General features: G+C 71.6%; 18 protein-coding genes. 8 read left to right on the top strand and 10 right to left on the bottom strand.

Annotated features, from left to right (window positions below; translation table 11 throughout):
• Nucleotides 1-98: 98 nt before the first annotated feature.
• Both AS594_RS24630 and pdxR read right to left on the bottom strand, forming a co-directional pair.
• Nucleotides 99-788 carry an RlpA-like double-psi beta-barrel domain-containing protein gene (locus AS594_RS24630; RefSeq protein WP_069935378.1) on the bottom strand — a complete coding sequence of 230 codons (690 nt, stop codon included), beginning with the start codon at nucleotides 786-788 and terminating at the stop codon, nucleotides 99-101.
• Nucleotides 789-899: 111 nt separating this feature from the next.
• Nucleotides 900-2,339: a MocR-like pyridoxine biosynthesis transcription factor PdxR gene (gene pdxR / locus AS594_RS24635; RefSeq protein WP_069929049.1), complete on the bottom strand. Its 1,440-nt coding sequence runs from the start codon at nucleotides 2,337-2,339 to the stop codon at nucleotides 900-902.
• A 47-nt stretch (nucleotides 2,340-2,386) separates the two neighbouring features.
• Between pdxR and AS594_RS24640 the strand changes: the two genes are divergently transcribed.
• Complete coding sequence (locus tag AS594_RS24640; RefSeq protein WP_069929050.1) at nucleotides 2,387-2,878, top strand: carboxymuconolactone decarboxylase family protein; 492 nt, start codon at nucleotides 2,387-2,389, stop codon at nucleotides 2,876-2,878.
• A 117-nt stretch (nucleotides 2,879-2,995) separates the two neighbouring features.
• On the opposite strand, the gene AS594_RS24645 is transcribed toward AS594_RS24640, so the two are convergent.
• Nucleotides 2,996-3,355, bottom strand: a complete 360-nt coding sequence (locus AS594_RS24645; RefSeq protein ID WP_069930761.1) for an arsenate reductase family protein — start codon at nucleotides 3,353-3,355, stop codon at nucleotides 2,996-2,998.
• A 119-nt stretch (nucleotides 3,356-3,474) separates the two neighbouring features.
• Between AS594_RS24645 and AS594_RS24650 the strand changes: the two genes are divergently transcribed.
• The 4 genes from AS594_RS24650 (at nucleotide 3,475) to AS594_RS24665 (ending at nucleotide 7,656) form a co-directional block, all read left to right on the top strand.
• Nucleotides 3,475-3,741, top strand: a complete 267-nt coding sequence (locus tag AS594_RS24650; RefSeq protein ID WP_069929051.1) for a hypothetical protein — start codon at nucleotides 3,475-3,477, stop codon at nucleotides 3,739-3,741.
• 314 nt (nucleotides 3,742-4,055) lie between these two features.
• Nucleotides 4,056-4,925, top strand: coding sequence for a HalD/BesD family halogenase (locus tag AS594_RS24655; RefSeq protein WP_069929052.1), 870 nt, complete (start codon nucleotides 4,056-4,058; stop codon nucleotides 4,923-4,925).
• Nucleotides 4,926-4,972: 47 nt separating this feature from the next.
• A complete protein-coding gene (locus tag AS594_RS24660) occupies nucleotides 4,973-5,836 on the top strand; it encodes a class I SAM-dependent methyltransferase (protein ID WP_069929053.1) in 864 nt (287 codons plus the stop codon).
• Nucleotides 5,833-7,656, top strand: a complete 1,824-nt coding sequence (locus AS594_RS24665; RefSeq protein WP_069929054.1) for a choline/carnitine O-acyltransferase — start codon at nucleotides 5,833-5,835, stop codon at nucleotides 7,654-7,656. The genes AS594_RS24660 and AS594_RS24665 overlap by 4 nt, the downstream gene beginning before the upstream one ends.
• 94 nt (nucleotides 7,657-7,750) lie before the next feature.
• Here the strand turns inward: AS594_RS24665 and glnA are convergent, their stop codons facing one another.
• Nucleotides 7,751-9,160, bottom strand: a complete 1,410-nt coding sequence (gene glnA / locus AS594_RS24670; protein ID WP_069929055.1) for a type I glutamate--ammonia ligase — start codon at nucleotides 9,158-9,160, stop codon at nucleotides 7,751-7,753.
• Between the two features lie 242 nt (nucleotides 9,161-9,402).
• Here glnA and AS594_RS24675 point away from each other — a divergent pair, with 242 nt between their 5' ends.
• Complete coding sequence (locus tag AS594_RS24675) at nucleotides 9,403-9,870, top strand: RDD family protein (protein ID WP_069929056.1); 468 nt, start codon at nucleotides 9,403-9,405, stop codon at nucleotides 9,868-9,870.
• A 148-nt stretch (nucleotides 9,871-10,018) separates the two neighbouring features.
• Here AS594_RS24675 and AS594_RS24680 read toward each other — a convergent pair whose 3' ends face one another.
• The 4 genes from AS594_RS24680 to lipB all read right to left on the bottom strand — a co-directional run bounded on the left by AS594_RS24680 (nucleotide 10,019) and on the right by lipB (nucleotide 13,079).
• On the bottom strand, nucleotides 10,019-10,720 hold the full coding sequence (locus AS594_RS24680; RefSeq protein ID WP_069929057.1) for a DUF4191 domain-containing protein: 702 nt from the start codon (nucleotides 10,718-10,720) through the stop codon (nucleotides 10,019-10,021).
• A gap of 10 nt (nucleotides 10,721-10,730) precedes the next feature.
• Nucleotides 10,731-10,943, bottom strand: coding sequence for an SCO2195 family GlnR-regulated protein (locus AS594_RS24685; protein WP_069929058.1), 213 nt, complete (start codon nucleotides 10,941-10,943; stop codon nucleotides 10,731-10,733).
• 262 nt (nucleotides 10,944-11,205) lie between these two features.
• Nucleotides 11,206-12,171, bottom strand: a complete 966-nt coding sequence (gene lipA, locus AS594_RS24690) for a lipoyl synthase (protein WP_069929059.1) — start codon at nucleotides 12,169-12,171, stop codon at nucleotides 11,206-11,208.
• Nucleotides 12,172-12,281: 110 nt separating this feature from the next.
• A complete protein-coding gene (gene lipB / locus AS594_RS24695; RefSeq protein WP_069929060.1) occupies nucleotides 12,282-13,079 on the bottom strand; it encodes a lipoyl(octanoyl) transferase LipB in 798 nt (265 codons plus the stop codon).
• A 243-nt stretch (nucleotides 13,080-13,322) separates the two neighbouring features.
• Between lipB and AS594_RS24700 the strand changes: the two genes are divergently transcribed.
• Nucleotides 13,323-14,768 carry an NsdA family TPR-like regulatory protein gene (locus AS594_RS24700; protein ID WP_069929061.1) on the top strand — a complete coding sequence of 482 codons (1,446 nt, stop codon included), beginning with the start codon at nucleotides 13,323-13,325 and terminating at the stop codon, nucleotides 14,766-14,768.
• 111 nt (nucleotides 14,769-14,879) lie between these two features.
• Here AS594_RS24700 and AS594_RS24705 read toward each other — a convergent pair whose 3' ends face one another.
• The gene (locus AS594_RS24705; RefSeq protein WP_069929062.1) at nucleotides 14,880-16,184 is read right to left on the bottom strand and encodes an NAD(P)/FAD-dependent oxidoreductase; all 1,305 of its coding nucleotides are present in this window, start codon (nucleotides 16,182-16,184) and stop codon (nucleotides 14,880-14,882) included.
• Nucleotides 16,185-16,407: 223 nt separating this feature from the next.
• A complete protein-coding gene (locus AS594_RS24710) occupies nucleotides 16,408-17,310 on the bottom strand; it encodes a TIGR01777 family oxidoreductase (RefSeq protein ID WP_069929063.1) in 903 nt (300 codons plus the stop codon).
• Between the two features lie 48 nt (nucleotides 17,311-17,358).
• Between AS594_RS24710 and AS594_RS24715 the strand changes: the two genes are divergently transcribed.
• On the top strand, nucleotides 17,359-17,895 hold the full coding sequence (locus AS594_RS24715) for a GNAT family N-acetyltransferase (protein ID WP_069929064.1): 537 nt from the start codon (nucleotides 17,359-17,361) through the stop codon (nucleotides 17,893-17,895).
• Nucleotides 17,896-17,921 lie beyond the last annotated feature (26 nt).

Below are 17,921 nucleotides of genomic sequence, written 5' to 3' on the forward strand. Positions count from 1 at the left end.
GCCCGGCGTCGCGTGACTCGTCCGCCCGCCGCTTCATTGCGGCTCGTGGTGGCCGGGGGTTCCGCCCCCCGGCCACCCATTACACCGCCCGCCGCGCCCTACCCGACGCGCTCGATCCGCGCCTTGCGGATCAGGAACTTCCCGGGCTCCCGCACCTGCTCAAAGGCCGCGTTGTTGAGCAGCGCACAGCTTCCGGAAGCCGAAGTGACCTCGACGGTCGTCGACTTGTTGTTGTCGAGGTTCGTCACCTTGAGCCGGGTGCCGACCGGGAACTCCCCGCTGGAGGCGGCAGGCGCTCCGGCCTCCCCCGAGAGCGTGACGGTGGAGCCGGCACAGACCACTTCCCCGACCGCCCCGTCACCCGCACCCGCACCCGCGCCGGCATCCGCACCAGCCCCGTCACCGGGGGCCGCACCGTTGCCCGCACCCGCGCCACCCTCGGCCGGCGGTGCCGTCTCCTCGGCCGGCGGTGCCGTCTCCTCCGCCGGCGGCGCCTGCGCGTCGTCCGGCGGAGCCGCCACGTCGCACCCGGACGCCTCCTGCTGACGCCTGATCTGCGCGATGACGGCTTCCCGGTTGGCGATCCGCGCGTTCGACTGTGCATCGGGATTCGCCCGCTGCCCGGCGATGAACTGCTCGTTGTTGCTCACCGCGGTGGCCAGCCCGTCACAGGCCACCGACGCCTGGCTTGTTCCGGTCATCACCACGGCGGTGCCCGCGACCAGCGCGGCGGCGCCCGCCAGCAGGGCGATCTTCTTCTTACGGCTGAGGGTCTTCTTGCGCGACACGTGCGACTCCTGTCCGCGGCCGGGTGCCCCACGGCCGCCTGGATTTCCGTGTGCCGTTACGTACGAGTAGCAACCGCATCCGTCTCAACCGTCCCACTCACAATTTTCGTATCAGGCAGGCGGCAGCGCCCGGCACAGTGCGTCCAGCGCACCCGCGTACGCGTGCTCGGCGGGCGTGGAATAGCCCACGACCAGGCCGTCACGCCCGCCACCGGCACCCCCCGCCCCGCTCCCGCGCCTGCTGTCCGGGTGCCGGTAGTCGGACAGCCCCTCCACCGCCAGCCCCTGCCACGCCGCCGCCTTCACCACCGCCCGCTCGGTCCCGGGCGGCAGCTCCAGCACCGCGTGCAGCCCCGCCGCGATCCCCGTCACCCGCACGTGAGGCGCCCGCTCGGCCAGTACGGCGACCAACTGATCACGCCGGCGCCGGTGACGCTGCCGCATCCGGCGCACATGACGGTCGTACGCACCCGAGGCGACGAAGTCCGCCAGGGTCAGCTGCTCCGTGGCGCTCGACCACTGCTCCCGCTCGCCCTTCGCCGCCACGACCGCCCCCAGCAGCCGCTCCGGCAGCACCATCCACCCGATCCGCAGCGTCGGCGACAGGCTCTTGCTCACCGACCCGATCAGCACCACATGGTCGGGATCGAGCCCCTGCACCGCCCCCACGGGCTGCCGGTCGTAACGGAACTCGCCGTCGTAGTCGTCCTCCAGAACCAGCCCGCCCGTCGCCCGCGCCCAGTCCACGACGGCCGCCCGCCGCTCCGGACGCAGCGGCCCGCCGGTCGGGAACTGGTGCGCCGGAGTGAGCAGCACGGTGCCGGTCCCGGCCAGGCCGGCCAGTTCACCCACCTCGGCCCCGTCGTCGTCGACCTCCAGGGCCACCGTACGTACCCCTTCGTCCGCCAGCAGCGCGCGGTGGAACGGCAGTCCGTACGCCTCCACCGCCCATGTCCCGCCCACCACCCGGGCCAGCAGCCGCAGCGCGTGCGCGGCTCCCGAGCAGAGCACGATCCGGCCGGCGTCCGCCCGTACCCCCCGCACCCGCGCCAGGTACTCCGCCAGCGCCTCCCGCAGTTCCGCCCTGCCCCGCGGGTCACCGGGCCCGAACGCGTCGGGGGGCGCGGCGGTCAGCGCCCGGCGGGCCGAGGCGAGCCAGGCACCGCGCGGGAAGGCGGAGGGATCCGGTCTGCCCTGGACGAGGTCGTACGCCGGACGGGAGTCCCGCACGGGGGTACGCCGCCGGGGCGCGGGGGTGGCCGGCGCGGCCCGCAGCGCGACGCGCGTGCCGGAACCCTGCCTGGCCGTCAGCCAGCCCTCCGCGACCAGTTCGGCGTACGCGTCGGCGACCGTGTTGCGGGCGAGTCCGAGGTCGGCGGCGAGGGAACGGTACGGAGGCAGCCGGGTCCCCGGCGCCAGCCGGCCGCCGCGAATCGCCTCCCGCAGCGCGCGCATGAGGACGGCGCGGCGGCTTCCTGAGCCGGCGGCCGCCAGCTCCAGATGCAGATCACTGCCGAGTCCCTCAGCCGAATTGACCCATGATTCCGCCATGCGATTGCACCTCTGTCCCGGTCGCCTGTGCTCATAGTGTCGTACGCATGACGACGACAGAGATCAAGCAGACGCTCGCCGGTCCCGCTCCCCGCCTCGACTTCGCCAAGGCCGCCCCCAAGGCGTTCCGGGCCGTGATCGGCCTCGACGCCGCCGCCCGCGAGGGACTCGACCCGGCGCTGGTGGAGCTGGTGCAGATCCGCTCCTCGCACCTCAACCACTGCGCGTACTGCCTGCACATGCACACCTGCGACGCGCGCAGGGCGGGCGAGAGCGAGGAGCGGCTGCACATGGTCGCGGTGTGGAAGGAGGCCAGGCACTTCTTCACGGAGAGGGAGCAGGCGGCCCTGGCCCTGACCGACGCCGTGACGCTGATCGCGGACGGCGGTCTCCCGGACGACGTGTACGCGCGGGCGTCGGCCCACTTCGACGACAAGGAGCTGGCCCACCTGCTGGCCCTGATCTTCACGATCAACACCTGGAACCGCATCGCGCTGGCGACCGCGAAGACGGCGGGCGAGGACGAGCGGGTGTCCTGACGAGCCCGGGGCCGCACCCGAACGGGCGCGGCCCCGCCCCGTTCGGCGCCGGCCCTTGCCCCCGCACGCCTCCGCCTCCTTACGGTCCGGCCCGGTGGCCCGGTGGCCGGCGGCGCGTCAGCGCGACAGGGCGTCCCGTACCGCCTCGTCCGTACGCGCCACGACGGCCGTACCGTCCTCGGCCGTGATGATCGGCCGCTGGATCAGCTTGGGATGCTCGGACAGCGCCGCGATCCACCGCTCCCGCGAACCGGCGTCCCGCGCCCAGTCCTTGAGCCCCAGCTCCTTCGCCGTCGGCTCCTGCGTGCGCGTGATGTCCCACGGCTCCAGCCCGAGCCGCTTCAGCACCGCCCGGATCTCGTCCTGGGTCGGCACGTCCTCCAGGTAGCGGCGGACGGTGTAGTCCGCGCCCTCCTCGTCCAGCAGATGCAGCGCGCTGCGGCACTTCGAACACGCGGGATTGATCCAGATCTCCATGGCCACAACCGTACCTCCAGCCCCCCGTCAAACGCCCTCTGGCCAGGGCCGATTGTCAGTGGTGGGCAGTAAAATCGAAGGAGTCAGAGAGGGTTCCCGACCGCCTCAGGAGGACGCCCGTGACCGCAGCCGCACTGTTCCCGACCGCTCCGCAGCCCCTGTCGAAAACGCCGCTGCCGGCCGGCCGGCCGCGCGCGTGGTACGAGACGCACAACCGCCGCCTCAAGGCCATGCGCCTGGCCATCGCGCTGCTCGACACGGGTGTGTACCACCCGTCGCAGGCGCCCAACCGCAGGATACGCAGCACGGCGGAGCGCATCGGCATCCACCCGCCGTCGGACACCACCTGCCGTATGGTGCGTGCCCTGATCCGCTACGGCCGCTGAACCGGGGCCGGTGAGGGGCGCGCTCCCACGACCAACCGGGTCGCGCCCCTCACCGGCACTTCCACGGCACGTTGCCTCCGCGGCACTCAGTCTCTCCGCGGTACTTGGTCTCCGCGGCACCGCGTCTTCCGCCGTTCGGCCGGAGAAGCGCATTCCAGGGCCCGGCGGGGGCGCACTCCCGGCCGGTCGCCTCCCCCACAGCAGCGGACCCGCGGGACCGGCGCCGTGTGACGTGTCACAGACGCCCCCAACTCCATTACTGATCAGTAGAGTTGCCCGCCACACACGGTCTGTCCCTGTGCGGAGAGGATCGCATGAGCACTCTGGAAGCCACCACGCTCGACCAAGTCGTCGACACGGCCAGATATCCCCTGACGGAACTCGAAGGCGCCCATGGGCAGGACGTGGTCTCCCGTGCCCGGCGCGAACTGGCCGCCCTCGGCTGCACCGTGCTGCCCGACTTCGTCCACCCGTCGCTTCGCGGCCTTCTCCGGCAGGAGTGCGCGGCCATCGCTCCCCGGGCCCACTACGACGTCGAAACGGTCAACGTCTACAACATCGACGTGGACTCGGCCCTGCCGCCGGACCATCCCGGCCGCAGGACCTTCCAGCGGGGCAACGCGTTCGTCGCCCGCGACCGCATTCCCGCGAACGCGCTGATCAGCCGGCTCTACTCCCACCCGGCGTTCCAGCGGTTCGTCGCCCGCTGCTTCGGGCTGCCGAAGCTCCACGAGCTGGCCGACCCGCTCTCCGGACTGGTGCTCAACGTCGTCGCGCCGGGCATGGAGCATCCCTGGCACTTCGACACCAACGAGTACACCGTGAGCATGCTCACCCAGCAGGCCCGGTCCGGCGGGGACTTCGAGTACTGCCCGGACATCAGGTCCGCGCAGGACGAGCGCTTCGACGACGTCCGCGCCGTACTGGACGGCCGGGGCGGGCATCTGATCCGGCGCCTGCCCCTGCGGCCCGGCGACCTCCAGCTGTTCAAGGGCCGGTACTCCCTGCACCGGGTGAGCCCCGTGGCCGGCGAGGCCGCGCGCCACTCCGCGATCTTCGCGTACAGCGAGCGCCCCGGTGTCGTCGGCAGCGTGGCCCGCACCCGCCAGCTCTTCGGCCGGGTGCTGCCCGCGCACCTGGAGTCCGAAAGCCGCGCCGTCCGGGGTGACCGGCTGCTGGACTAGCGGTTCCGCGTTCCGCAACTCTGCCGATCCACGGAGGAGCAAGCCCTGTGCGTTTCGACGCGACCGGAAAAGTAACGCTCGACCACATCTACACCCAGCCCGACCCGCGCGCGTACTTCAGCGTGCTGCGCCCACTCGGTTACCGCGTCCCGCAGCTGGCCAAGCCCTACTTCGCGAAGTTCATCGAGGAGTACGCGGAAACCCGGCGGGTGGCGGTGCCGCAGGTGCTGGACATCGGCTGCTCGTACGGAATCAACGCCGCCCTGCTGAAGTACGACGCCACCATGGACGAGCTGTACGCGCGCTACGGCGGCGAGGAGGGCCGGGGGGCGGATGAGGGAGGCACTCGTGAGGCCCTGCTGGCCCGCGACCGCGAACTGTCGCGCTCCCGCCGCCCCGCGCGCGACATCCGTTTCGTCGGCCTGGACACCTCCGCGAGCGCCCTCTCCTACGCCTTGGAGGCCGGGTTCCTCGACGACGCGGTTAACGCCGACCTGGAGAGGAACGAGCCCACACCCGTCCAGCGCGCCCAGTTCGCCGGCACGGACCTGGTGATCTCGACGGGCTGCCTCGGGTACGTGACCGAGCGGACCCTCACGCGCGTCGTGCGGGCGCAGGGCGGCCACCGCCCCTGGATGGCGCACTTCGTGCTGCGGATGTTCCCCTTCGATCCGGTCGAGCACGCGCTGGCCGGGCTCGGGTACCGGACGACCCGCGTCGACGCGGTGTTCAAACAGCGGCGGTTTGCCTCCCCCGAGGAGCAGGCGCTCGTACTGGAGAAGATGTCGGCCGCCGGCGTGGACGCGCGCGGCCTGGAGACGGAAGGCTGGATGTACGCGGAGCTCTACCTCTCCCGGCCGGCCGCCGAGCACACGTCAGGTCCCCACGACGCGAATCGAGAACAGCTGTGAACACGAGTGAGGCAACAGCGGTCGCCGTCACCACCTTCTCGCAGGAGGACAGCCTCCCGCGAGTGCCGCTCCCGACCCTGGAGGCGAGCTGCGAGAGGTTCCTCGCCTGGTGCGCGCCCCTGCTGACGGCCGCAGAACGGACGGAGACCGAGGCCGAGGTGGCCGCGTTCCTCCGCCCCGACAGCCCCGGCCGGGTCCTGCACCGGGCCCTGGAGCAGTACGACGCCACCGACGGTGTGCACAGCTGGCTCGACACCTTCTGGCCGTACCGCTATCTGGGCCGCCGGGACCGGATCGCCCTCAACGCCAACTTCTTCTTCCTGTTCCAGGACTCCGGCGAGGAACAGGTGAGCCGGGCGGCCGGTCTCGTCACCGGAGCCCTCCACTACAAGAGCCGGCTCGACCGGGAAGCCGTTCCGCCCGTCACCCAGCGCGGACGGCCCCAGTCGATGGTCCAGAACAAGTACCTCTTCTCCACCACCCGGATTCCCGGAGCGGAACTGGACACTGTCCGCAGCCCGTACTCCGAGGCGTGGCCCGGCCCGTCCGACGCACGGCACATCGTGGTGTTCCACCGCGGCGCCATGTTCCGGCTGGACGTGCTCGGAGCGGACGGCGTGCCGCACAGCCCGGAGGACCTGCGGGCCGGCCTGCGCGCCGTCATGAAGGCAGGCACCGAACCGCCGGCCCCCGGCACATCGGTGGGCCACCTCACCACCATGGCCCGGGCGGAGTGGGCGGCCGCCCGCCGGACCCTGCTCGCCCGCCCGGGCAACACGGAGGCGCTGAACACCGTCGAGACGGCCCTGTTCTGCCTCTCCCTGGAAGATTTCGCCCCGGCGGACACACAGGCGGCATGCGACGAACTGCTGTACGGGGACCGGGGCAACCGGTGGTTCGACAAGGCCGTGACCTTCGTCGTCTTCGCCGACGGCCGGGCCGGCATCAACGTCGAGCACTGCGAGCTGGACGGCACCACCATCCTCAGCTTCACCGACGCCCTCCTGGGCACCCCCGCCGACGAGCACGCCCGCCGCTCCGGAGCCCGCACCCAGGGTCCACCGGTCCCGGAGGCGATCACGTTCGACCTGGACGACGAGACCCTTCGCTCCCGGGCGCGCTCCGCCGCCGACGCCTTCGCCCAGTACGGGCACGACACGGCCACCACCACCGTCTCCTTCGAGGACTTCGGCGCCGACACGGCCAAGGCGCTCGGCGTCTCACCGGACGCCTTCGTCCAGGCCGCCTACCAGCTGGCACACCAGCGCGCGAAGGGGCACCTGGGCGCCACGTACGAGTCGATCGCCACCCGGCAGTACCGGCACGGCCGGACCGAGGCCATGCGCGTGGTCACGCCCGAGATGCAGGACTTCGTCACCGCGATGGACGACCCGGCGGCGGACACCAAGGCGAAACGCACCGCGCTGCGCGCCGCAGCCGGAGCGCACGTCGCCCGCGCGAAGGAGTGCCAGGCCGGCCAGGCGCCCGAGCAGCACCTGTGGGAACTGGAACTGATCCAGCGCCGCCGCGGCGCCGACCTCGGCGTGACCGAGCAGCCCGCCCTCTACCGCACCCCCGGCTGGCTGAAGATGCGCGACGACTACCTGAGCACCAGCTCGGCCCCCTCGGCCAACATCCAGTACTTCGGCTTCGGCTCCACCAGCCCCCGCTGCATCGGCGTCGCCTACGTCCTGCTCCCCACCCGCTTCAACGTCTACCTGAGCACCCCCCGCCCGGTGGCCCCCCAGATGCACACCTTCGCCACCGAACTCCGCCGCGCGATCACCGAACTGCGCGATCTCCTGGCACCGGGGGCCTGACCCACCACAACGCGGAGGGCCGCCACCCGAATCCGGGTGGCGGCCCTCCGTGCTGCTGCGTGCTTGTCCGTACTGTCCGTGCGGTCCGCGCGATTTAGAGGTCGAAGTACAGCTCGAACTCGTGCGGGTGCGGGCGGAGCTGGATCGGGGCGATCTCGTTGACGCGCTTGTAGTCGATCCACGTCTCGATCAGGTCGGGGGTGAAGACACCGCCGGCCAGCAGGTAGTCGTGGTCCGCCTCCAGGGCGTCCAGCACGGCCGGCAGCGAGGTCGGGACCTGCTGGACGTTCGCGTGCTCCTCGGGAGCCAGCTCGTACAGGTCCTTGTCGATCGGCTCCGCCGGCTCGATCTTGTTCTTCACGCCGTCCAGGCCGGCCATCAGGAGTGCCGAGAACGCGAGGTACGGGTTGGAGGACGGGTCCGGGGCGCGGAACTCGACGCGCTTGGCCTTCGGGTTCGAGCCCGTGATCGGGATACGCATCGCGGCCGAGCGGTTGCGCTGCGAGTAGACCATGTTGACCGGGGCCTCGAAGCCGGGCACCAGGCGGTGGTACGAGTTCACCGTCGGGTTGGTGAAGGCGAGCAGCGACGGGGCGTGCTTCAGGATGCCGCCGATGTAGTACCGGGCGATGTCCGAGAGGCCCGCGTAGCCCTGCTCGTCGTAGAACAGCGGGTTGCCGCCGGACCACAGCGACTGGTGGACGTGCATGCCCGAACCGTTGTCACCGAAGATCGGCTTCGGCATGAAGGTCGCGGTCTTGCCGTTGCGCCAGGCGACGTTCTTCACGACGTACTTGAAGAGCATCAGGTCGTCGGCCGCGGCGAGCAGCGTGTTGAACTTGTAGTTGATCTCGGCCTGGCCGGCGGTGCCGACCTCGTGGTGCTGGCGCTCGACCTGGAGGCCGTTCTTGTCCAGCTCCAGGGAGATCTCGGCACGCAGGTCGGCGAAGTGGTCGACCGGCGGGGTGGGGAAGTAGCCGCCCTTGTAGCGGACCTTGTAACCGCGGTTGTTCTCGACCGCACCGGTGTTCCAGGCGCCGGCCTCGGAGTCGATGTGGTAAAAGGACTCGTTCGCGGAGGTCTGGAAGCGCACGTTGTCGAACACGTAGAACTCGGCCTCGGGGCCGAAGTACGCCGTGTCGGCGATGCCGGTGGACGTGAGGTACGCCTCGGCCTTCTTCGCCACGTTCCGCGGGTCACGGCTGTACTGCTCGCCCGTGATCGGGTCGTGGATGAAGAAGTTGATGTTGACCGTCTTGTCCTTGCGGAACGGGTCGAGACGGGCGGTCGACAGGTCCGCGCGGAGCGCCATGTCGGACTCGTGGATGGCCTGGAAGCCGCGAATCGACGATCCGTCGAAGGCCAGCTCCTCGTTCGGGTCGAACGCCGCGGCCGGGATCGTGAAGTGCTGCATCACTCCGGGCAGGTCGCAGAACCGGACGTCGACGAACTTGACGTCTTCGTCGGCGAGGAACTTCTTCGCTTCGTCGGCGTTCTGGAACATCCAACTCCTCCTACTCCCACCCGGTGGGGATGGGGTTGCAGCTCTCCGTGCGGCCAGTGCGGTGGCACACGCTGGACCCGACCATAGGCAGACGGGATTTCTCAAGCATGACCCATTTGTTTCGCGCAAGTTAACCGGACCGGCTCCGGATCCGTTCCGGACCGGGCCCCGGACCGGCCCCGACGGGTCTCCGCCGGGCCCCGACCTCCAGGGTACGAAAGCGGTCGCAGTACCTTGTACGGGTGGACAACAGGCAAGCAATCGGATCGTGGCTCTCCGGGCCGGGTGAAGCCGCCAAGGAGATGGGTGCCGACACCGGGTACCGCGGCGAGCGGCTCGGACTGCCGGAGCACGGGCCCGGGGCCATCGCCCCGCTCGGCCGGCGCTTCGGCGCCCTCTTCACCGACTGGGCCCTGTGCATGCTCATCGCATACGGGCTGCTCACCGGCGGTAACGGGCAGGCGACGGGCAACTGGGCGCTGGGCGTACTGCTCGTACTGAGCGTGCTCACCATCGGTACGGTCGGTTCCACCCCCGGCAAGCGCCTCTTCGGTCTGCGCGTGGTCGCGGAGAACGGCGAACGCCTCGGCTTCTTCCGCGTCCTCGTCCGCAGCGTCCTGCTGTGCCTGGCGATCCCCGCGCTGGTGTGGGACCGCGACGGCCGCGGGCTGCACGACCGTCTGGCCCGCGCGGTCCAGGTCAGGATCTGACCCTTCCGTCCGAGCCTCCGTCCGGGCCCAGGGTCCGCCCCCTCCGTCCGGGCCTCGGGTCCGACGCCTCCGTACAGAGCGAGAAGGGCGGCCCGGAACCTCTCGGTTCCGGGCCGCCCTTCGACGTATGTCGTACGGGACGGGAAGGTCAGCGCATCTTTCCGCGCGGCATCCGCCCGCCCTTGGGCATCGGCCCCTTCGGCAGCGGCATGTTCGACATCAGGTCGCCCATGGCGCGCAGCCGGTCGTTGGCCGACGTCACCTGCGGGCCGGTGAGGACGCGCGGCAGCTTGAGCATCGTGGTGCGCAGCTTCTTCAGCGGCACCTGACCCTCGTCGTTGCCGATGATGAGGTCGTGGACGGGTACGTCGACCACGATCCGCGCCATCTTCCGCTTCTCGGCCGCCAGCAGGCTCTTCAGCCGGTTCGGGTTGCCCTCCGCCACCAGCACGATGCCCGCCTTGCCGACGGCCCGGTGCACGACGTCCTGGTTGCGGTTCATCGCCACCGCCGGGGTCGTGGACCAGCCGCGGCCGACGTTCTGAAGCACGGAGGCCGCAGCGCCCGGCTGTCCCTCCATCTGGCCGAAGGCCGCCCGCTCGGCGCGGCGTCCGAAGACGATCGCCATCGCGAGGAAGGCCAGCAAGAAGCCCAGAATGCCCAGATAGACCGGGTGATCGATCAAGAAGCCGATCCCGAGGAAGACACCGAACGTGACGATGCCCACACCCGCGAGAACGAGACCGATCTTGGAATCGGCCCGCCGGGTCATCTTGTAGGTCAGGGCGATCTGCTTGAGTCGCCCGGGGTTCGCAGTGTCCGCGTTGTCTGCGCGTTCCTTCCTCGCCATGCTGTGAAGTTTACGTTGCCCGTGAAGCCCGGCCCGCCACGGCCTCCAGTACGTGCTGAGCCTCGACCCGGTCCTTGGCCCGGCGCCGGTCTTCGAGCACCGAGGTCCAGGCGTTGCGGCGGGCGGTGCGCTGTCCGGCGCCCATGAGCAGGGACTCGACGGCGCGCAGCGCGTGGGTGACGGACGGAATGGCGTGCGCGCGGACGGGGGTCGCGGCCTGCATGGTGTGGGTCCCTCCTCGGAGCGGTCACTCGGGAACGGGGGGTGTGTGAGCCGGGGGTGCGGCGGGGCGGCGATGGAGCTGTGCGTAAACCCAGGGTCACTGATTGGTGTTACCAGCACATGACCGGGCGGTCAAACACCCATGAATGCCGGACCCGTACGGACGCAACGACGGCGCGGCCCGCACGGTCCCCCTACCTGCGGGGACGGTGCGGGCCGCGCCGTCTCGGCCATTACTGGCCGGTAACCACTTGTGCCGGGATTCACACGGTCGGTGCGGCCGCCAGCGCCTCGCGCCGCTCCATGGCCTGGCCGAACAGCCGGCCCGCGCGGTACGACGAACGGACCAGCGGCCCGGACATCACACCGGAGTAGCCGATCTCGTCGGCCTCCTCCTTCAGCTCGACGAACTCGTGCGGCTTCACCCAGCGCTCGACGGGGTGGTGCCGCGGCGAGGGCCGCAGGTACTGCGTGATCGTGATGAGCTCGCAACCCGCGTCGTACAGGTCCTGGAGGGCCTGGCTGACCTCTTCGCGCTCCTCGCCCATGCCCAGGATGAGGTTCGACTTGGTGACCAGGCCGGCCTCGCGGGCTCGCGTGATCACTTCGAGGGAACGCTCGTACCGGAAGCCGGGGCGGATGCGCTTGAAGATGCGCGGCACCGTCTCGACGTTGTGCGCGAGCACCTCGGGGCGCGAGGAGAAGACCTCGGCGAGCTGCTCGGGGACCGCGTTGAAGTCGGGGATCAGGAGCTCGACCTTGGTACGGCCGGCCTCCCGCTCCGAGGTCATCGCGTGGATCTGGCGCACGGTCTCCGCGTACAGCCAGGCGCCGCCGTCCTCCAGGTCGTCGCGCGCGACGCCGGTGATGGTGGCGTAGTTCAGGTCCATCGTGACGACGGACTCACCCACGCGGCGCGGCTCGTCCAGGTCGAGCGCGGCAGGCTTGCCCGTGTCGATCTGGCAGAAGTCGCAGCGCCGGGTGCACTGGTCACCGCCGATGAGGAAGGTGGCCTCGCGGTCCTCCCAGCATTCGTAGATGTTCGGACAGCCGGCCTCCTGGCACACCGTGTGCAGTCCTTCGCCCTTCACGAGCGCCTGCATCTTGGTGTACTCGGGGCCCATCTTCGCCCGGGTCTTGATCCACTCGGGCTTGCGCTCGATGGGGGTCTGGCTGTTCCGGACCTCCAGGCGCAGCATCTTGCGTCCGTCGGGTGCGACTGCGGACACGTCCGGCTCCCTACGACTTCGATTCTTCGGCGCCCACCAGGGTACGCCCGATATTTGTATGGGGATTACGTCACGCCAACCCATGGCCAGCGGTCCGCATTCCCCGGGGGCTAGACGGTGGCCTGCGCCACGGGGCGAGGCGCGAGATCCGCGTGCTCCAGCACGTCCCGCAGATGCTTCTCCACGACCGGCACGACTTCGCCGATGGTGACATCGCGGCCCAGCTCGCCCGCGAGCGAGGCGACGCCCGCGTCACGGATGCCGCACGGCACGATCCGGTCGAACCAGGTGTTGTCCGGGTTCACGTTCAGCGCGAAGCCGTGCATCGTGACGCCCTTGGCGACCCGGATGCCGATGGCGGCGAGCTTGCGGTCCTCGCGGCGCTGGCCGGCGTTGGACGGGGCGTACTCGGGGCCGTTCAGCCTCGGGTCGAACTCCTCGTCCTGGAGCCTCGGGTCGAAGTCCAGGGAGAGGCCGCCGGGCGACGGGCGCCGCTCCACCGGGTCGCCCAGCACCCAGACACCGCTGCGGCCCTCGACCCGGCTCGTCTCGACGCCGAAGTCCGCGCAGGTGCGGATGAGCGCGTCCTCCAGGCGGCGTACGTGCGCCACCACGTCGACCGGGCGCGGCAGCTTCATGATCGGATAGCCGACCAGCTGGCCGGGACCGTGCCAGGTGATCTTGCCACCGCGGTCCACGTCCACCACGGGGGTGCCGTCCAGCGGGCGCTCACTGTCCTGCGTACGTCGGCCGGCCGTGTAGACCGGCGGATGCTCTAGGAGCAGGCAGGTGTCCGGGACCTCGTCCGCGAACCGTGCCGCGTGCACCTCGCGCTGCTTCTGCCAGGCCACCTGGTACTCGACCGCTTCCTCGCCGAACCCCAGTCGGACAAACCGCAGGTCACTCACGGCAACGCCTCCCTAGAACCACCACCGGCGCGTTGTGCGCGCCCCAGCCACTGTACGACCGCGGGGAAGCGGGTCACGGGCCAGGTCGTTTCCGCCTGAGTTCGTCAGCGTCCCCATAAATCCTCACACGATCGGATGAATGCGGGCCGAAGGGGCCGGGGCGGGCGGCCTGTGGAGCTAAATTCGCGCCGTTCCATGAGGGCTGCTGCCCGGGCGCCCAGAAGGCAGGAGACCGCACAGCTGATGACGGAACGACCCCCGCAGCGCACGCCGAACCGCCAGCTCGCCGCGCTCATCGCGGAAGCGGGATTCTCCAACGCGGGCCTGGCCCGACGGGTGGACCAGCTCGGTCTGGAGCACGGCCTCGACCTGCGGTACGACAAGACGTCGGTGACCCGGTGGCTGCGCGGCCAGCAACCTCGCGGTACCACACCCGCGCTGATCGCCGAGGTCTTCACCCGCCGCCTCGGCAGACGGCTGACGGCCCAGGACCTCGGCCTCGACGCCTGCGCGCCCGTCTACGCGGGGCTGGAATTCGCGGCCACCCCCGAGGAGGCCGTCGACATCGTCAGCGGCCTGTGGCGCAAGGATTCCGGCAGCCATGCCGAGCTGCGCAAGATCGCTTTCACCCCGGCCGGGCTCGTCGTCCCGAGCCGGGACTGGCTGATCGGGCGCGCCGACGACCGTGTCGCACGGGGCGACCCCCCGCAGGCGAACGGCGCCCGGGTGCCCTCCCAGGGCCGCCCGGCCGTGCCCCGGCAGCGCCAGACCGACCGCGGGGCCGGGCAGCGTGTGACCGGCGGGGACATCGCGGCCCTGCGCTCGGTCGGCGAGTTGTTCCGGACGCTGGACCACGCCTACGGCGGCGGCCACGCCCGGCAGGCGCTGGTGCGCTACCTGGAGCACGAGACCGAACCGATGCTGCGCGGTACGTACGGCGAGGCGACCGGACGGCGGCTCTTCGCGGCCGCCGCCGATCTGACCCGGCTGGCGGGCTGGACCTCGTTCGACATCGCCGCGCACGGTCTCGCCCAGCGGTACTTCGTCCAGGCGCTGCGCCTGGCGCAGGCGGCGGGCGACCGGCCGTACGGCTCGTACGTCCTGGTCACCATGAGCCGGCAGGCGGTCTACCTCGGCCACGGCCGGGAGGCGGTGCAACTGGCCCGCGTCGCGCAGCAGGGCGTCGGCAGCGCGGCGCCAGCCGTCGTGCAGGCGCTGCTGCACTCGGCCGAGGCGCGCGGGCACGGGGTGCTGGGAGAGGTGCGGGCGTGCACGGCCTCGCTCGTACGGGCGGAGCGGGCGATGGAGGCGGCGCGCCCGGGGGACGAGCTGCCGCACTGGGCGCGCTTCTTCGACGAGGCGCAGCTGGCGGACGAGTTCGGGCACTGCCACCGGGATCTCCAGCAGTACCGCGCGGCGGCGCAGCACGCGGAGCGGTCGCTCCAGCTGCGCGCGCCCGGCTATGCGCGCAGCCGGCTGTTCTGCCGGGTGGTGCTGGCGACCGCCCGGCTGGGGCTGGGGGAGCTGGACCAGGCGTGCGCGCTGGGCGCGGAGTCGGCGCAGCAGGCGTCGGAGATGCGGTCGGCGCGGGCCCTGGAGTACGTGCGCGAGTTCGAGAAGCGCCTTGAGCCCTACCGGGACGCCGTGGCGGTCCGGAACTACCGGGACCGGGTGGCGGCACTGGGGTGACGCCCGGCCCGGCGCTGCCTCCGGCCGCGCTGCCCCTCGGTCCCGCTACCCCCGGTCCTGTGCTGCCCGGCCCGCGCTGCCCGGTCTCCTGGCCCCCGCGTGGCGCTGCCCTCAGGCCGCCTCGCGCAGTGCCTCGGGTGCGTAACCGGGCTGGATGCCGAAGTCGAGCAGGATCTCGTGTGCGGCCCGGCGGCCCGAGTGGAGCGCGCCCTGCACCGTGCTCGTCCCGCGGTGGTCGCCGCAGACGTACAGGCCCGCGAGCAGCCGTACGGGACGCCGCAGGTCGTGCGGCGCCGGCATGGCCGGAACGGCCTCCCGGTCGTGGTGGACCGCGAGGAGCTCCCAGTCGTCGGTGGGGATGCCGTAGAGCCTGGCCAGGTGCGCGCGCACCGCGCGGTCGGGGCTCGGCGGCGGCGGGCCGAGGACCGTGGAGGAGATCAGCGACCGGCCGCGCGGCGCGCGTGAGGGGTCGACCTCACTCAGTACGGCGGTGTGCGAGACGGGGCCGCTCCGGTCGGCGTCCAGCAGCAGGGCGGGGTCCGCGAGCGGGGAGGCGGGCGCCGCGTGATGCAGCACCGTCACCGGGTGGAAGGGCGGCACCCGCAGGCCCGGGAGCAGGCTCGCGGCGGCGCGGGCGCCGGTGGCCAGCAGCAGGGAACGGCAGCCGAACTCGCCGTGCTCCTCGGTGGTGACGGAGCTGGTGGACGCGCCGGTCACCCGTACGCCCGTATGTACCGTTCCCGGTGGCAGTGTGGCCGCCAGCAGTTCGGGCAGCGCCGACGCCCCGCCCTCGGGCACGCACAGCCGGCCGCGCGCGAAGCCGCGCAGCGCGAGGTCGGCGCAGCGGCTGGAGGTGGTGAGCTCGGGGTCGCTGAGCAGTGCCGAGAGCAGCGGGCGCAGGAAGCCGTCGACCGTACGGGGCGGCAGTCCGCGACTGGAAAGGGCTTCGGCGGCGGGCCGTTCGGGCCGCGCCATGAGCCGGCGCACCGGTGTGGCCGCGAACCGCCCGAGTGCCGCGCCGAGCCGCGCCTGGTCGAGCGCCCCGCCGAACGGAGGGCGGGGCGCGCCGGCCAGCGCCCGCGCCGCGGTGAGTGCGCCGCGCGCGCTTCCGGCCTCGCCCGCGCGATAGCGACGGCCGCCGCTGTGCACCAGGACACCGGGGGAGAACGTGCGCAGCGCCATCCCTTCGAGGCCCGGGGTCCGGAGCAGCTCCGGATACGCGGTGCTGAGCACCTGGCCGATGCGGTCGAGCCGGAAACCGTCGACCTCCTCGGTAGTCATCCTTCCGCCGACGTGAGGGGCAGCCTCCAGGACGCCGACCGTTACACCGGCGCTGGTCAGCTGATGGGCGGCGGAGAGACCGGCGACCCCGGCCCCCACTATGACGACGTCCGCGTGGTGTGCGGTGGTGAGCACGTGACCCTCCCCGAGGTCGGCGCGACTGTGGGGGTCTCATGCCCTCAACAGGTCGACGGAATGCCCGAGTTCGAGTCGAAGCGTAAAAGGGGACACGGCCGGGCACAGTCGCGCATGGACCGGGGCATCGGAGCACAACCGGAGCACAATCGAAGGGCAACGATCGCGTCCCGGACAGAAAGTGACCAGAACCGGTCAGTTGGTGCTGGGTTGGGAGCGGGGGTCAGCTGCGCAGTGCCGACCGCAGGGTGTCGTCGATCTCCGGGAACGCGAAGACGAAGCCCGACTCCTCCAACTGCCGTGGCAGAACCCGCTGGCTGCCCAGTACGTCCGAGGAGAGCTCACCCAGTGCGAGCCGCAGAGCCGGCGCCGGGATGGTAAAGAGCGTGGGCCGCTTCAGTACCCGCCCCATCGCCTCGGTGAGCTCCCGGTTGGTGACCGGGCGCGGCGCCGTGAGGTTCACGGGGCCCGACAGCGACTGAGTGTCGATCAGATGACGCAGCGCCGCGATCTGATCGTGCATCGCGATGCAGCTCATGTACTGACGGCCGGACCCCAGCCGCCCGCCGAGCCCTGCCCTGAAGAGAGGGAACAGCCGACCCCACGCCCCGCCCTCACGTGCCACCACGAGTCCCGTACGGGCGAACACCGTTCGTACGCCCGCCTCCTGAGCCGGGGCGGCGGCCTCTTCCCACTCCACGCACACGGACGGCAGGAAACCCTCGCCGGGCGGCGCCTGTTCGTCCACCGCGCGTTCGCCGGTGTCGCCGTAGAAGCCGATCGCCGAACCGCACACGAAAACCTTCGGCGGCGCGTCCAGGGAAGCGACCGCTTCGGCGATCGCGGCCGTACCGAGGACCCTGCTGTCACGGATCTCCCTCTTGTACGTCTGCGTCCAGCGGTGATCGCCGATGCCCGCCCCCGCGAGGTGGACGACGGCCTCGCAGCCGGCGAGTCCGGCGGCGTCGACGTACTGCCGCTTCGGGTCCCACGTCACCTCCTCCCGGCTGTTCGCCGGGCGCCGTACCAGGCGCCGCACCTCGTGCCCGTCCGCGCGCAGGGAGCGCACGAGCGCCGTACCGATGAGACCGGTCGAGCCGGTGACCGCAATCCGCATGACGCCCATCCTGCCCCGCATTCCGGCTCACCGGGCGGGGATGGCAGGGTGGCACCCATGTCGGAGCCCCCTGTGCCGAAGCCCGCCGCCTCCCTGGCCGCCCCGGTGATACGTCCCGCCACCACGGCCGACGAGGAGGAGCTGGCCGGGCTGGACCGGGAGACCTGGTCGCCGGTGCACTCCGTGCAGGAGCGGCCGCGGCCGCCGTACGCCACGTTCTTCGACGAACGCCACCGGCCCGAGGACATCCTGGTGGCCGAGCTGGACGGTGCGATCGCCGGCTACATCCGGACGGTCCCGCCCACGCCGCTGGCGAGCAACGCGCACGTACGGCAGATCCAGGGCCTGGCCGTCGCGGACGGCGCGCGCGGGCGCGGGATCGGGCGGGCGCTGCTGCGCGCGGCAGCCGACGCGGCGCGGAGCGGCGGCGCGGTGCGCATGACGCTGCGAGTGCTCGGCCACAACACTCCCGCGCGTGCGCTCTACGAGGCCGAGGGATTCGTGGTCGAGGGTGTGCTGCCGGGAGAGTTCCTCCTCGGCGGCCAGTACGTCGACGACGTCGTCATGGGGCGTGCGCTGACAGACGGGCGCTGACAGACGGCGCTGACGGGCGTGGCTGA

The organism is Streptomyces agglomeratus (assembly GCF_001746415.1).
Lineage (GTDB): Bacteria > Actinomycetota > Actinomycetes > Streptomycetales > Streptomycetaceae > Streptomyces > Streptomyces agglomeratus.

Excerpts from the sequence above, each read along its gene's own strand:
- pdxR (WP_069929049.1), bottom strand. The coding sequence starts at position 2,339 with ATGGCGGAATCATGGGTCAATTCGGCTGAGGGACTCGGCAGTGATCTG.
- AS594_RS24640 (WP_069929050.1), top strand. The coding sequence starts at position 2,387 with ATGACGACGACAGAGATCAAGCAGACGCTCGCCGGTCCCGCTCCCCGC.
- AS594_RS24645 (WP_069930761.1), bottom strand. The coding sequence starts at position 3,355 with ATGGAGATCTGGATCAATCCCGCGTGTTCGAAGTGCCGCAGCGCGCTG.
- AS594_RS24655 (WP_069929052.1), top strand. The coding sequence starts at position 4,056 with ATGAGCACTCTGGAAGCCACCACGCTCGACCAAGTCGTCGACACGGCC.
- glnA (WP_069929055.1), bottom strand. The coding sequence starts at position 9,160 with ATGTTCCAGAACGCCGACGAAGCGAAGAAGTTCCTCGCCGACGAAGAC.
- AS594_RS24680 (WP_069929057.1), bottom strand. The coding sequence starts at position 10,720 with ATGGCGAGGAAGGAACGCGCAGACAACGCGGACACTGCGAACCCCGGG.
- AS594_RS24685 (WP_069929058.1), bottom strand. The coding sequence starts at position 10,943 with ATGCAGGCCGCGACCCCCGTCCGCGCGCACGCCATTCCGTCCGTCACC.
- AS594_RS24700 (WP_069929061.1), top strand. The coding sequence starts at position 13,323 with ATGACGGAACGACCCCCGCAGCGCACGCCGAACCGCCAGCTCGCCGCG.
- AS594_RS24710 (WP_069929063.1), bottom strand. The coding sequence starts at position 17,310 with ATGGGCGTCATGCGGATTGCGGTCACCGGCTCGACCGGTCTCATCGGT.
- AS594_RS24715 (WP_069929064.1), top strand. The coding sequence starts at position 17,359 with ATGTCGGAGCCCCCTGTGCCGAAGCCCGCCGCCTCCCTGGCCGCCCCG.